Annotated in this window: 13 protein-coding genes and 5 tRNA genes; 2 read left to right on the top strand and 16 right to left on the bottom strand. The window is 40.9% G+C overall.

Going from position 1 to position 14745, the window contains the following annotated elements; genetic code table 11:
- Positions 1-69: 69 nt before the first annotated feature.
- The 5 genes from lnt to miaB are packed head-to-tail and all read right to left on the bottom strand — an operon-like array spanning position 70 to position 5528.
- Positions 70-1620, bottom strand: a complete 1551-nt coding sequence (lnt, locus tag I6F54_RS12345; protein WP_197141579.1) for an apolipoprotein N-acyltransferase — start codon at positions 1618-1620, stop codon at positions 70-72.
- Positions 1601-2485, bottom strand: a complete 885-nt coding sequence (corC, locus tag I6F54_RS12350) for a CNNM family magnesium/cobalt transport protein CorC (RefSeq protein WP_165728904.1) — start codon at positions 2483-2485, stop codon at positions 1601-1603. Before corC ends, lnt begins: the two co-directional genes overlap by 20 nt.
- Before the next feature lie 22 nt (positions 2486-2507).
- Positions 2508-2966 carry an rRNA maturation RNase YbeY gene (gene ybeY, locus I6F54_RS12355; protein ID WP_002958542.1) on the bottom strand — a complete coding sequence of 153 codons (459 nt, stop codon included), beginning with the start codon at positions 2964-2966 and terminating at the stop codon, positions 2508-2510.
- 4 nt (positions 2967-2970) lie between these two features.
- The gene (locus I6F54_RS12360; protein WP_165728903.1) at positions 2971-4029 is read right to left on the bottom strand and encodes a PhoH family protein; all 1059 of its coding nucleotides are present in this window, start codon (positions 4027-4029) and stop codon (positions 2971-2973) included.
- A gap of 50 nt (positions 4030-4079) precedes the next feature.
- The gene (gene miaB / locus I6F54_RS12365; RefSeq protein ID WP_010554713.1) at positions 4080-5528 is read right to left on the bottom strand and encodes a tRNA (N6-isopentenyl adenosine(37)-C2)-methylthiotransferase MiaB; all 1449 of its coding nucleotides are present in this window, start codon (positions 5526-5528) and stop codon (positions 4080-4082) included.
- 169 nt (positions 5529-5697) lie between these two features.
- Here miaB and I6F54_RS12370 point away from each other — a divergent pair, with 169 nt between their 5' ends.
- Together I6F54_RS12370 and I6F54_RS12375 are read left to right on the top strand one after the other, a co-directional pair.
- Positions 5698-6954: an FAD-dependent monooxygenase gene (locus I6F54_RS12370; RefSeq protein WP_101216149.1), complete on the top strand. Its 1257-nt coding sequence runs from the start codon at positions 5698-5700 to the stop codon at positions 6952-6954.
- A gap of 154 nt (positions 6955-7108) precedes the next feature.
- On the top strand, positions 7109-8692 hold the full coding sequence (locus I6F54_RS12375; protein ID WP_007585601.1) for a putative bifunctional diguanylate cyclase/phosphodiesterase: 1584 nt from the start codon (positions 7109-7111) through the stop codon (positions 8690-8692).
- A 41-nt stretch (positions 8693-8733) separates the two neighbouring features.
- Here I6F54_RS12375 and I6F54_RS12380 read toward each other — a convergent pair.
- From I6F54_RS12380 to lolB, 11 genes are all read right to left on the bottom strand, one after another.
- Positions 8734-8808 (bottom strand) — tRNA-Gln (locus I6F54_RS12380).
- Between the two features lie 35 nt (positions 8809-8843).
- Positions 8844-8928: transfer RNA gene (locus I6F54_RS12385), tRNA-Leu, on the bottom strand.
- 71 nt (positions 8929-8999) lie between these two features.
- Positions 9000-9074 (bottom strand) — tRNA-Gln (locus I6F54_RS12390).
- 39 nt (positions 9075-9113) lie between these two features.
- Positions 9114-9198: transfer RNA gene (locus I6F54_RS12395), tRNA-Leu, on the bottom strand.
- Positions 9199-9261: 63 nt separating this feature from the next.
- Positions 9262-9338: transfer RNA gene (locus I6F54_RS12400), tRNA-Met, on the bottom strand.
- A 332-nt stretch (positions 9339-9670) separates the two neighbouring features.
- Positions 9671-10762, bottom strand: a complete 1092-nt coding sequence (ychF, locus tag I6F54_RS12405; RefSeq protein ID WP_007583951.1) for a redox-regulated ATPase YchF — start codon at positions 10760-10762, stop codon at positions 9671-9673.
- 53 nt (positions 10763-10815) lie between these two features.
- The gene (pth, locus tag I6F54_RS12410) at positions 10816-11400 is read right to left on the bottom strand and encodes an aminoacyl-tRNA hydrolase (RefSeq protein WP_165740491.1); all 585 of its coding nucleotides are present in this window, start codon (positions 11398-11400) and stop codon (positions 10816-10818) included.
- A gap of 19 nt (positions 11401-11419) precedes the next feature.
- On the bottom strand, positions 11420-12031 hold the full coding sequence (locus I6F54_RS12415) for a 50S ribosomal protein L25/general stress protein Ctc (RefSeq protein WP_008171830.1): 612 nt from the start codon (positions 12029-12031) through the stop codon (positions 11420-11422).
- A 149-nt stretch (positions 12032-12180) separates the two neighbouring features.
- Complete coding sequence (locus I6F54_RS12420) at positions 12181-13128, bottom strand: ribose-phosphate pyrophosphokinase (RefSeq protein ID WP_007583957.1); 948 nt, start codon at positions 13126-13128, stop codon at positions 12181-12183.
- Positions 13129-13216: 88 nt separating this feature from the next.
- A complete protein-coding gene (gene ispE / locus I6F54_RS12425; protein WP_010554716.1) occupies positions 13217-14074 on the bottom strand; it encodes a 4-(cytidine 5'-diphospho)-2-C-methyl-D-erythritol kinase in 858 nt (285 codons plus the stop codon).
- A 2-nt stretch (positions 14075-14076) separates the two neighbouring features.
- A complete protein-coding gene (gene lolB / locus I6F54_RS12430; RefSeq protein ID WP_197141581.1) occupies positions 14077-14664 on the bottom strand; it encodes a lipoprotein insertase outer membrane protein LolB in 588 nt (195 codons plus the stop codon).
- Positions 14665-14745 lie beyond the last annotated feature (81 nt).

The raw sequence follows: 14745 nt of genomic DNA on the forward strand, positions 1-14745 counted from the left end.
GATTATTATCCATTAACTTGTTGGGTTTCGTGGCACTCAACCCAACCTACGAATAAACTGGCTTACGGCTTACGGCTTACGTCTTCTAGCAATACCTATAACTCCCAACAACAACACAAATCCCCACACAAACATGTTTCCGTATTGGCTGTACACGCTGTCGCCTTTTATAAGCTTAATATCGGCTTTTAATGTAGTAGCTTCAAACTGAGGCATGGTTTGTTGTGTGTGGCTTATAGGGTCGTATACGGCGCTTACACCATTGTTAGTAACACGCACTAGAGGGCGTTGTAGTTCGAGCGCGCGCATACGGGCTATTTGCATATGTTGCAAAGGCCCAATGGAGTCGCCAAACCAGGCATCGTTACTTACAGTAAATAGTAGGTCGGAATCGCTTTTGTAATTACCGCGTACTAAATCGGCAAATACTATTTCGTAGCAAATAGCGGGTAGTAAGTTAAAGCCATTGGCGCGTAAGTTGTTTTGCACCCTGTCGCCACGCGTAAACGACGACATAGGTAAATCGAATAACGGGGCAATAGGGCGCAAAAAGTCTTGAAACGGTACAAATTCGCCAATAGGTAGTAGCTGGTGTTTTTGATAGCGGTTTTTATCTAGGTAATGGTAATGCCCGTGCTCGTCGCCGCGTTCTTTATTACCGACCACAATAAGTGTGTTAAATATGTTTTTAGTGTCGCGTTGATAGTCAACAATACCGGTTACAAGGGCGGTTTTATTAAACGAGGCTGCACTGTCTAAATTGGCTAGGTAGGAATCAGCAAGCATTTCTATTTCGGGCACGGCGGCTTCTGGCCATACTATTAAGTCGGCATCCCAATGAGGGCGCGTCATGTCTTGGTATTTACTCATGGTGGTCCAAAACTCACTTGGCTCAAAGCGCAGGTGTTGTTGTATGTTCCCTTGAACGAGTAATACCGACATGTTTTTATCTGTGTAATGAATACTGCCTGTGGTACTTGCGCCTGTAAAAATGAGCGCAACAGCTGTCGCAGTAACCGCCGGGGTTTTAAAATCTTTTTGGGTTAAGCGATAAAGTGCAAAACCAATTGCGATGCATACGAGAGTTAAGCCAAACTCGCCAATATAAGGGGCAAGCAGCCTGAGTGGTCCGTCGGTTTGTGTGTAGCCAAAACTTAACCACGGAAAACCAGTAAGTACTGTTCCGCGTAAATACTCACTAATTGCAAAGCAAGCAATGAGTAATGCACCAAAGCTTTTAGGGCCAGTGGCAAAGCGTGTGGTTGCCCAAAAGGCAAGGGCTGGAAATAACGCTAAGTAGGCGCACAAAAATGCCATTAACGAGAGCGACGCTATAAGCGGCATTCCGCCAAAGGTGGCAATAGAAACATGGACCCAGCTTATACCTGCACCAAACCAACCTAGACCAAATATAAAGCCATATTTAGCAGCGGTTTTTGCGTGTGCTTTACCGGTATTATTAGGGTTAATGCAAAAAATTATGGCTCCAAGGCTAATAAATACAATGGGCCAAATTTTAAAGGGGGCATAGCCAAAAGTTAAAACAAGGCCCGCAACCAGTGCGAGCCATGCTTTTTTATCTTTTGCTAATAGGGTAAGTCTAGTTAGCAGTTTCTTCACTGTCGTTATCATCATCCTTAGGAACGGTGACTTGCAGTTGCAAAATACGACGATTGTCGGCGTTGGTTACTTTAAATTGGTAACCTTCTATGTCAATCGTTTCACCACGGCTTGGCATGTGGCCAAATGCGTGCAGTACAGTTCCACCAATAGTATCGGCTTCGTCTGTGCTGTAACCTGTTTTAAAATGCTCGTTAAAGTCATCTACAGGTGTGAGTGCTTGCACTACGTGAACATGTTTAGCAAGTCGACGAATATCTTGATGTTCTTCTTCTTCGTCGTGCTCATCTTCGATTTCGCCAACAATTATTTCAAGAATATCTTCAATCGTTACTAAGCCCGATACGCCGCCGTATTCGTCAATAACAACAGCCATATGGTAGCGTTGCTGACGAAATTCGTTTAGCAGTGTATCAACACGTTTGCTTTCAGGTACTACCATTGCTGGGCGTAAATAATCGCGTATTGATGGTAAGTGCTCGTCTTTATTTAAGATCAGTGGTAATAAATCTTTAGCGAGCAAAAAACCTTCTACATGATCTTTATCTTCAATCACCACCGGAAAGCGTGAGTGAGTTGAGTCAACCATCATTGGAATTAGCTCTTCAAGCGGCTTGTCGATCTCAAGAGTGATCATTTGTGAGCGCGGAACCATTATGTCTCGCACTTTAAGCTCTGACACGCCAAGCACACCTTCTATCATCTCTTTTGTTTCTGGATCGATTACGTCTCGTTCTTGCGCATCGGCAATAACTTCGACCAGCTCTTCTCTATTCTGGGGTTCCCCTTGCAACATTTGAGCTATTCTGCCCAACCACGTTTTGCCAGAAGAACCCTGGCTAGATTGCGAGTTACCGTCGCTCATTGCGTCTAATTGCTCCGTTAATTTAAATATCGTCCCGGTATGGGTCTGCTATGTTCAGCTCTGCAAGTAATTGCTTTTCTATGCTTTCCATCTCTAAAGCATCGTCACTCTTTATATGGTCAAATCCAAGCAAATGCAAGCATCCGTGAATAACCATGTGGGCAAAGTGGTCATGAAATGACTTCTCTTGCTCAATTGCTTCAGCTAATACAATGGCTGGGCAAATAATTAAATCACCAACCAAGGGAATATCTATTCCTGGTGGTGCTTCAAATTCGAACGACAGTACGTTGGTCGGTTTATTTTTACCACGATAGTCGTTATTAAGCTGTTGCGATTGCGCTTCGTCGCTAATAACAATACTGAGCTCTGACTCATCACGATATTGGCTAAGGGCTTTGTCGGCCCACAGTGCAAATTGCTCTTCGCTTGGGAGGTTGTCAAACTCACACGCTATTTGTAAATCAAGTTCGGTTGTCAAAGTATTACTCTTTAGTAGTAGGCTGTTGAAGAGCAGCAAGTGCGTCTTTTGCATTTTGCTTTTCAATGCGCTTTAGTCGCTCGCTTTCATCATTACGCTCGTAGGCTTCAACAATGCGTGCTACAACAGGGTGGCGTACTACGTCTTGGGCTTTAAAGTAGTTAAAGCTAATTTCGTTTACGCCATCAAGTACTTCCATTGCATGGCGAAGGCCTGAACGTGTACCACGTGGTAAATCAACCTGTGTAATATCACCTGTAATAACCGCTTTTGAGTTAAATCCTATGCGGGTTAAAAACATTTTCATTTGCTCGGCGGTGGTATTTTGGCTTTCATCTAAAATAATAAAGGCATCGTTTAAAGTACGTCCGCGCATGTAAGCAAGCGGGGCGACTTCAATGATATTTTTTTCGATGAGCTTTTCTACTTTTTCAAAACCTAGCATTTCAAAAAGCGCGTCGTAAAGAGGACGCAGGTATGGGTCTATTTTTTGACTTAAATCGCCAGGTAAAAAACCAAGCTTTTCGCCGGCTTCTACAGCAGGGCGCGTTAGTAATATACGGCGTATTTCTTGGCGCTCAAGGGCGTCAACGGCGGCAGCAACAGCAAGGTAGGTTTTACCAGTACCAGCAGGGCCAATACCAAAGGTAATGTCGTGGTGTAAAATATTAGCCACATAAACACCTTGGTTATCGTTACGTGGTTTAATTACACCACGGCGCGTTTTAATCACCATATCTTTGCCATAAGCGCTGCTTGATGCGTCTTGCTCTAGGGCTTTTGATTCGGTAATAGCTAAATGAACGGCGTCGGGTTCTATTTCGCCTAACACACCACGCACTGGCTGAGTATCAACATAAAGGTTTTTTAAGATTTCTACAGCGCCGGCGCAGTTGTGTAGTTTACCGGTTACTTTAAAAAAGTTGTCACGGTGAATTATTTCAACAGCCAGGTGGCGTTCAATTTGTTTGATGTTTTCGTCAAACGGGCCACATAAAGAAGAAAGGCGTTTGTTATCGGCAGGTTCTAAATAAATCTCTAATGTTTTTAACTGATTACTCAAAATTGCTTCCTATAGTACTGCGCCAGCGTTAACTGGCGCTAATAGTGTGACTAAGGAACGAAAGTAGCTACGCCAATTTCGTTAACAGTGTCTGGTTTTGGCTCTGCAGCTGCAGCTTTAGTTAAAATAGCTGAAGGAGCGATTTCACGTCGTAAGTTCATTTCTGATTCTGTACGAATTAAGTCACCACGTAAAGAATTAGGTAGTGCTTCGGTAATACGTACGTCAACAAACTGTCCGATCACTGTGTGCGGGCCAACAAAATTTACTACACGGTTATTTTCGGTACGGCCACGTAATTCCATTGGGTTCTTTTTAGAAGGACCTTCAACAAGTATACGTTGCTCTGTATCGAACATTTGACGGCTAATTTGCTGCGCCATTTGTGTAATACGGTTTTGTAGTAAGTATAAGCGTTCTTTTTTCTCTTGCTCTGTTACGTCATCTGGCAAATCTGCCGCTGGCGTACCTGGGCGTGCACTGTAAATAAAGCTAAAGCTCATATCAAAACCAATGTCGCTAATAAGCTTCATGGTCGCTTCAAAGTCTTCTTTACTTTCGCCTGGGAAACCAATAATGAAATCTGACGACATGCTTAAGTTAGGACGAATTTTGCGTAACTTACGAATTGTCGATTTGTATTCAATTGCCGTATGGCCACGTTTCATTAGGTTTAATATACGGTCTGAACCACTTTGTACTGGTAGGTGTAAGTGATCTACAAGCTCTGGTACATCAGCGTAAACGTCGATTATATCAGGCGTAAATTCTACCGGGTGCGATGTGGTGTAACGAATACGGTCAATACCATCAATAGCGGCAATAAGACGAATTAAATCTGAGAAATAACATATTTCGCCATCGTGTGTGTCGCCGCGGTATGCGTTTACGTTTTGGCCTAGTAGGTTTACTTCACGTACGTTTTGCTCAGCAAGCTGTGCAATTTCAAGTAGTACGTCATCTACTGGGCGGCTAACTTCTTCGCCGCGAGTATACGGTACAACACAAAAAGTACAGTATTTAGAACAGCCTTCCATAATTGATACAAACGCAGATGGGCCATCCGCTTTTGGCTCTGGCAGGCGGTCAAACTTTTCAATCTCTGGGAATGAAATATCAACAACCGATGAGCCTTTGTTGCCTTGCACTTGTTTAATCATTTCTGGTAAACGATGCAATGTTTGCGGGCCAAAAATAACATCTACAAATGGTGCGCGTTGGCGAATAGAGTCACCTTCTTGTGAGGCAACACAACCACCTACACCAATTATTAAGTCTGGCTTGTCGTCTTTTAACAATTTCCAACGACCTAACTGGTGAAATACTTTTTCTTGTGCTTTTTCACGAATTGAACAGGTGTTAAGTAAGATTACGTCGGCATCTGTTGCATCATCAGTTAGCTGGTAGCCGTTGGTGGCATCTAAAAGTTCAGCCATTTTCTGAGAGTCGTATTCGTTCATCTGACAACCCCAGGTTTTAATATGCAGCTTTTTGCTCATTGAAATATTGCCTCGTGTTCAATTCGATAGTGGCACAAAAATGTGCTAGAAACAGGATTAAGGAGCAAGCATGCTCACTTAAAGGAGGCGTATTTTAGCTGGATACCCGCCCAGATCCAAGTATAGTTTTCATGTTTGTGATCTCAAATCAATACAGGGCGAGTTTAATGTGCTGTTAGGGATATCCTCTGGTATAAAACAAATTAATTTTGATACAATCAAAACAGACTCAAGTAATAATAAAATGATGAAAAACATGACCAAAAATAATGTGATAGTGGTTGGGGGGGGCATGGTTGGCGCGGCTATGGCGATAAAGCTGGCTCAGCAAGGCTTTGGCGTGCGCATAATTGAAAAACACCTAATAGACCCATCGCACATTCTTAGTAGCGATAAGGTGGATATTAGAGTGTCTGCTATTAATCGTTTTTCAGAAAATTTACTTGATGAATTAGGGGCAATGCCTCTTTTAAGGCAAAACCGCATAGCACCTTATCAACAATTAGAGGCTTTTGAGCGCGGTGGTGACAATTTATTATTTGATTGCGCCGACATAAACACGACACATTTAGGCCACTTGATTGAAAATAGTTTAATTCAAGCAAGTTTGTGGCAGCAATTTGGGCATTATAAGATTGAGGTTATTGAGCAATCATTGCCGGTAACTAAAATAGAGCAAACGGATGATTTAATTACGCTTGTGTATGGTGATCAAACCTATACAGCTGATTTAGTAATTGCCGCCGATGGTGGGCAATCGCAGCTGCGTGCTAAAGCTAATATTGGTATTACGGGTTGGCAGTACCAACAGCATTGCATGGGGGTATTAATTAAACTCGATGCACCGCAACAAATTAAAACATGGCAACAGTTTACACCAAGTGGGCCGTTAGCATTTTTACCAATGCAGGCACCGTACGCTAATTTAATTTGGTACGACGATGCAAATACATTGCAAGCATTTAAAGGGCTAAGCCCAACTCAGTTAAAAACGCACATACTGAATAAATTCCCAGAACTTGCTGGAGACTTTGAAGTACAAACCCATGCAGTATTTCCGCTTACTCGCCAACACGCTAATAATTATTCGCAAGGGCGCTTGGTTTTAGTGGGCGACGCTGCACATACAATTAACCCACTTGCAGGGCAGGGCGTTAATTTAGGTTTTCAGGACGTAGTGGCACTTGCTGAGGTTTTAAACGAAGCAGGAGATATAGGTTGCCCACTAAAACTTAAAGAATACGAGCGAGCTCGCCGCAGGGCTAATTTATTAATGATGAGCATGATGGACGCGTGTTACTTTGGGTTTTCTAATCAAATTACGCCACTTAAATGGGCACGCAGCCAGTTTTTAAAAATGGCTAATAATACGGGGCCAATAAAAAACTGGGTTTTAAAATACGCAATTAGTGGTGATTTAGGCTAAATTTAAAGTAGATATTAGAAAGGCTCATTTATGAGCCTTTTTTTATGTCTGTTTTTAAGTCAGCAAATAGTGACTCGGCTATATTGAACACGGTTTTAATTTAACTGGTGTTACATCACTAAATCGCAATTTAATAACTTTAAAGAGCCTGTGTGTGGATAATTTTTTTACAGTAATAATTATTTTAGGTGCGCTACTGCTTGTTGCTAGCTTAAAAACAACCGTTAAAGTTTGCAAAAAAACATCGCAAAGAGCATGGAGTGTACTGCTATGCGCTATTATTTTTTTTATTATAGGGTATTGGTGGATACTCTATTATTTTTCAAACCACGACATTGCACCCGTCGTTATGAATATGGTGGCTATGTTGTTACTTGGCGGTGGTGGGTTTGTTTTTTTAGTTATTAAACTGAGCTTAAAAAGTATTCTTAAAATAGAGCAAGCAACGCAGTATCAAAAATATCAAACTGAGCACGATAACTTAACAACTCTACCTAACCGCGATAAATTTTTTAAATCTTTAAGTAAACAAGTTGAATATCCTTCCCCATTTTCACTATTTTATATCGACTTAAATAACTTTAAACAAATTAATGATGCGTTTGGGCATCAGTGTGGTGACCAACTCTTGGCTGCATTTGCCAATAAACTAAATAAAGAATTATGCGGCATTGCTAAGTTATATCGAATAGGTGGCGATGAGTTTGCTTTTTTATTGCATACCGATACAGATGAAAGCATGAATTATTGTGTAAACATTATAAACTCAGCCGTCAAAAGTCCGTTTTGTACGAATGAGCAAATGGTTAAAATACAATTAAGTATAGGCGTAAGCCGTTTTCCTGATGATAGCCGATTGCCCGATCAGCTATTAAAAAAAGCTGACTTGGCACTGCATGAAGCTAAAAAAACATTTCAACCTTTGGTAAATTACTCATCTGCAATAGGTAAACGAGCTGAGGACTTTTTTGATTTATCAGCCAAAATTAAAGTGGCATTACATAAAGATGAGTTTGAGCTTTATTTACAACCCATAATGGACTCTAAAGATCTGCAATTACATGGCCTAGAAGCGCTTATCCGATGGCCGCAAGATGATGGTAGCTTTATTAGTCCAGAAAAGTTTATAACCGTAGCTGAGCGTACAGGGCTTATTTTTCCTTTATCGAAATGGGTTGTACAAGAAGCCGTTAATCATATTAGAAAGCTCAAGCTATTTGGTTTCACCGGTACTATACATGTCAATTTATCAACGAAAGATATTGAAAGCAGCGAGTTTTACGATTTTATAATTAGTTTACTCGCAACCGACCCTACATTAAGCGACTCGTTAATTTTTGAAATTACAGAAGGTGCAATGATGACAAATATACCGGCTGCTAGAAAAATGATGCAACAGTTGAGTATGCGCGGGTTTAAATTTAGTGTTGATGACTTTGGTACTGGCTTTTCGTCACTGTCGTTATTAAGAGAGCTGCCAATTAATCAAATAAAAATTGATCAGTCGTTTGTCAAAGATATGCTTACTAACTCACCTGATTACGCCATTGTAGAATCTACATTGTTTTTAGCGAGTCGATTAAATTGCGATGTAGTTGCTGAAGGAATAGAAACTAAAGAGGTAGAACAGGCGTTGTTGAGTCTTAACTGTGATTATTTACAAGGGTATTTATATAGCAAACCAATAAATATAGATGAATTTATAAATGTTTATTTAAGTGCAGAAAAAGTAAGTTGAATTTAATGAGTATTGAGAAGTTTTAGACAGGGGAATCAAATTGGCTGGGATACCAGGATTTGAACCTGGGAATGCCAGGATCAAAACCTGGTGCCTTACCGCTTGGCGATATCCCAACAAAGAATTTATAGTTTTAGTTCTTATAAGAACATGGTGCGGAAGGAGAGACTTGAACTCTCACAACCTAAGTTACTGGAACCTAAATCCAGCGCGTCTACCAATTCCGCCACTCCCGCATCACTAAGTTGCTAATTTAAACTCTAAGCTAGAGCAATTCTTTTATCCAACTTTCCTTGGTAGAAGAAGTTGGCTGGGATACCAGGATTTGAACCTGGGAATGCCAGGATCAAAACCTGGTGCCTTACCGCTTGGCGATATCCCACCAAAGAATTNTGATAGTTTTAATTCTTATCAAGAATTATGGTGCGGAAAGAGAGACTTGAACTCTCACATCCTAAGATACTGGAACCTAAATCCAGCGCGTCTACCAATTCCGCCACTCCCGCATCATTTGTACAATAAAGTACAGGTAGTTATTTTAAACTCTTCATTGAGCAACAAAAAAATAATGGTGGCTAAGACGGGATTTGAACCTGTGACCCCATCATTATGAGTGATGTGCTCTAACCAGCTGAGCTACTTAGCCATCTTTTTTTGTTAGCACTTCATCGCTGAGTGCGGGGCGTATTATGCTGATATGACCCAAATTCGTCAACACCTTTTTTGCAAAAAAACACTTAACTGTGTTTGTTTGCAGGAAAATTAAGCTAACAGGCTAAAATTTAATAAAAATGCTGTTTTTTTAGCTGCCTTTAAGGCGCGGAATCTTAATTAACCCTGTACTTCTTTAATTAAGCGATATTACAAAGATAGACTAGTTGAGGCTAATTATTATTTTTATAATGCTTAAATACAAAAAAGGCTCGTAAAAACGAGCCTTTAAAAATTATTACCAAGTGAAATTGGTTTAATTTGTACTTATACGTTGAACAAGAAGTTCATTACATCGCCATCTTTAACAATGTACTCTTTACCTTCTTGACGCATCTTACCTGCTTCTTTTGCGCCACTCTCACCTTTAAAGGCAACAAAGTCGTCAAAAGCAATAGTTTGCGCACGGATAAAGCCACGCTCGAAGTCGGTATGGATTTTACCCGCTGCTTGTGGTGCTGTTGCACCTACAGGGATTGTCCATGCGCGTACTTCTTTTACGCCAGCTGTGAAATAAGTTTGTAATTGTAGTAATTCATAACCACCACGAATAACAAGGTTAAGACCTGGCTCTTCTAGACCAAGATCAGCCATAAACTCTAGCTTGTCTTCGTCATCTAGTTCTGAAAGCTCAGACTCGATAGCGGCACATACAGGAACAACAATCGCATCTTCAGCTGCGGCAATAGCGCGTACGCGGTCAAGGTATGGGTTATTTTCAAAACCATCTTCAGCAACGTTTGCAATATACATTGTTGGTTTAATCGTTAAGAAGTTAATAGAGCTGATTGCTGCTTTTTCTTCTTTAGTTAGTGCTAGACCACGTAAAGTTAAGCCTTCGTCAAGATGCACTTTTACTTTTTCAAGTACAGCATTTTGCTCTTTAGCGTCTTTATCGCCACCTTTTGCTTTTTTTGAATTACGGAAAAGGGCTTTTTCAGCGCTATCCATATCAGCAAGTACTAACTCAGTGTTGATTACGTCAATATCGTCAGCAGGGTCAATAGTGCCTGCTACGTGGATGATGTTTTCATCTTCAAAACAGCGAACTACGTGGCCAATTGCATCGGTTTCACGAATGTTAGCTAAAAACTGGTTACCAAGGCCTTCACCTTTAGATGCGCCTTTTACTAAGCCAGCAATGTCTACAAATTCCATACTGGTGGTAAGAACTCGTTGAGGATTAACTATTTTAGCAAGTTCGTCTAGACGAGGATCTGGCACAGGTACCACACCTGTATTAGGCTCAATGGTACAAAAAGGAAAGTTAGCGGCTTCAATACCCGCTTTAGTTAGTGCATTGAAAAGCGTTGATTTACCAACGTTAGGCAAGCCAACGATGCCACATTTAAAACCCATAGTAAGATACCTTGTTTAGAATTCGTTTAAACGGTGTACTTGGACCCAAGTTACTAGGGTTTAAACGAATGTAGTCTGTTTTGTGCTTTTAACACACCATCTTTTGCAAGTATTTCCATGCAACGAACTGCTTCATCAACAGCAGCATCCATTTTTTCTTGGTCTGCTTTGACCGCTTTTCCAAGCACCCAACCAGTAACCATTTCACGATGCCCCGGATGACCTACACCAATGCGCAAGCGCATAAAGTCTTTTTGATTTGCCATTTTTGCAATAATGTCTTTTAAACCATTATGACCGCCATGCCCGCCGCCTTTTTTTAACTTGGCAACGCCTGGGTCTAAATCCAATTCGTCATGGGCAACTAAAATGTCCTCGACAGGGATTTTGAAAAAATTAGCTAAACTACCGACCGCTTTACCACTTAAATTCATGTAAGTAGTGGGGATCAATAATTTGAATTCTTGGCCTTGAATGATCACTTTGCCTGTAAGGCCGTGATATTTAGGATCGTATTTTAGGGTGCAGTTGTAGCGTGCAGCGATTTGCTCGATGAACCAAGCACCTGCATTGTGGCGTGTGTTTGCGTATTCGGGGCCTGGATTAGCCAGGCCCACAAGCATTTGAATAGAATTCAAGGTTGCGAGACCTTAAAAATTATTCTGCTGCTGCAGCGTCGTCTTCAACTGGAGCTGCTTTGTTTGCTTTGATAGTCAGGATAGACTGATCATGGCCTTCGCCTTTACCTAAATCTACAGAGCTAACGCCTTTAGGGAAAGTAAGGTCAGAAATATGAACAGAATCGCCAACAACAAACTTAGAAACATCTACTTCAATGAATTCTGGAAGTGCTTTTGGAAGACACGTAATTTCAACTTCAGTTAACTGGTGAACAACAGTTGCGCCAGCTTTAGTTACAATATCTTCACCGATGAAGTGAAGAGGAACTTTAGTTTGAAATTTATGAGTAGCATCTACACGTTGGAAATCAAGGTGAGTAAGCTTAGGCTTGAATGGGTGACGTTGGATATCTTTTAAGATTACTTCAACAGCTTCGCCATCTACGTTAAGCGTAAGGATATGCGTGTAAAAACCTTCGTCTTCTTGTGCTTTGATCATATCTTTATGAGCAAAAGTAAGAGATAAAGCTTCTTTGTCAGCTCCGTAAAGGATTGCAGGAACTTTGTCTTCGCGACGTAGGCGGCGGCTCGCACCAGTACCAGTTTCTACGCGAAGTTCAGCGTTATATGTATAAGTTTTGTTAGACATGATGTCTCCAGTTATTAAAATGTGTAGGGCCTTTGCGACCAAGGTCCCTAGCCAAAAGGCGCGCTATCATACCACCACGCCCAGACAAAATAAACATCGCTTACAAAAAAAGCGCCAAAAGGCGCTTTTATACTCAGGAATGTTTAATTTTAGTGTTCAAACATCGCTGAGATAGATTCTTCGTTACTAATACGACGAATAGTCTCTGCTAACATGTCAGCAAGCGTAAGTACCTTAATTTTATCAAGGGCTTTAAGCTCGTCAGATAGCGGAATTGAGTCAGTTACAATTACTTCGTCAATCATCGAGTCACGTAAGTTTTCTGCTGCTTTACCTGAAAGAATAGGGTGCGTTGCGTATGCAAATACGCGTTTAGCGCCATGTTCTTTAAGTGCTTCTGCGGCTTTACATAACGTACCACCGGTATCAATCATATCATCTACGATAATACAATCACGACCTTCAACGTCACCAATAATGTGCATTACTTGAGAAACGTTTGCTTGAGGGCGACGTTTATCAATGATTGCTAAATCGGTATCGTTTAGTAGTTTTGCAATTGCACGTGCGCGTACAACACCACCAATATCTGGAGATACAACAACGACGTCTTCAAAGTCGCGTTCTTTCATATCTTCAAGTAATACAGGGCTGCCAAATACGTTGTCTACTGGTACATCAAAGAAGCCTTGGATTTGTTCAGCGTGTAAATCAACCGTAAGAACACGGTCAACACCAACGCTTGATAAGAAATCGGCAACAACTTTAGCGGTAATTGGAACACGGGCAGAACGTACACGACGGTCTTGGCGCGCATAACCAAAATAAGGAATGACGGCAGTAATACGACCTGCAGATGCACGACGTAGAGCATCAACCATAACGATAAGTTCCATTAGGTTATCGTTTGTAGGGGCACAGGTTGATTGCAAGATAAAAACGTCCGAGCCACGAACATTTTCATTTATTTGAACACTGATCTCACCGTCGCTAAAACGGCCAACAACAGCATCGCCTAATTCAATATATAAACGTTTTGCAACTTTTTGAGCTAACTCAGGTGTTGCGTTACCAGCGAAGAGCTTCATGTCAGGCACGGTAGGGTTCCTCAGGCACTGAATATTTGGACTAACGGGCAATGATAAATACCACTGCGAGTTAACTTATGATTACTTGTACGTTACTTCATTGATCGAATATGGCGGTTAACTCCGTATGAGCAGGTGAGACATTTGCGCTTGAAGCCACAAAACCCTGCCAAGTATGGGGGAGATTTTCAAGTACATCTTGTGCTTGAACTTGACTAGCAAATTCGACAAAACAACATGAACCTGTTCCGGTCATCTTCGACGGTGCGTATTTTAGCAACCACTGGAGGGTTTTTTCAACCTCGGGGCAAAGCTTTTTAACTAAAGGCTCACAATCGTTGGTTAAAGTATGGTGTTTCCAATCGCCTATTATTTTTGGTGTGTCGCGTTTTAAATCTGGATGTGTAAATATTTTTGCAGTACTTACATGTTGGTTTGGGTGTACAACGCAGTACCATTTTTGTTCAAGTTTTACCTGGTGTAATTTCTCACCAATACCATGCGCTATGGCGCTTTGCCCTTGTATGAACACCGGAACATCAGCCCCTAATTTAAGTCCTAATTGGGCTAGAATTTCTAAATTTAGTTCTAATTTCCATAATTTATTTAGCGCTAATAAAGTACTTGCGGCGTCGGATGAACCACCTCCAACACCTCCGCCCATCGGTAAGCGTTTAATTAAATTTATTTTTACACCTAAAGAGGTTTTACAGTGTGTTTGTAATAATAAAGCCGCTTTATAGATGAGATTATCATTTAGGGGTATGTCTTTAGTATCACCCCCGACAGAAATACCACCGTCTGTTGTTAGCTCAAAATGCAATTCATCACCAAAATTTAAAAAAGTAAATAAGGTTTCTAGTTCATGATAGCCATCTTCTCGGCGAGCATTTATATGTAAAAATAAATTGAGTTTTGCCGGAGCAATAAGGGAAAAAGAGGTTTTGTTATTCATGTTTATTTAAATTGCCAATCGTAGAGTTGAATCTTAATTTTTATTTGTTGATGCTTTAGCGTCAGTTTAGTTGGTAACCAGTAACCTGCGTTTTGTACGTAAGTGCCGTAATCTATTTGCCATTTTTTGCCTGTATTATCAAACCATAATACTTGCTTTGCGCGGCCTAACTCATCAACAACTAAACTTTGGTCATCAATAGTCCCTTTAAGCCAATTATCGGCATTATCAACAGGGAGTGTAAAACCCGTTAAGCGCTTTAAAAGCTCTGAAGCGTTAGTATCAAAGTACTCATCGCCGTCAAATTCTAATTCAGCACCGTTTGCTGTTTGTTTAAGCGACAAAATACGCGTACCAATAAAGGTAGTCAGTATTAAATTATTGGAATTTGTTGTTTGCTGCCAATTTAAGTTTGCAGATTGACGCTCTTGTGGGCTAATAAACGCGAGTTTACCCTCGACCTGCCAAGTTTTTTGAGCAGCTAAACGTGGTTTCCAATCATCATAAAGTGTTGTTTTTGTATCAATTTGATGAGCACAGCCACCTAAAAACAAAAAAAACATGAATAAAATCAAATATTGTCGAATCAAATGTTGTTCCTTACTTTCCATATTCCGCTGATTTTTGGTAAAATTACCGCCTTTGAAGTAGGGCTCAGCAATATTTGGCAA

The organism is Pseudoalteromonas sp. SWXJZ10B (assembly GCF_015864475.1).
In the GTDB taxonomy this organism is placed as follows: domain Bacteria; phylum Pseudomonadota; class Gammaproteobacteria; order Enterobacterales; family Alteromonadaceae; genus Pseudoalteromonas; species Pseudoalteromonas arctica.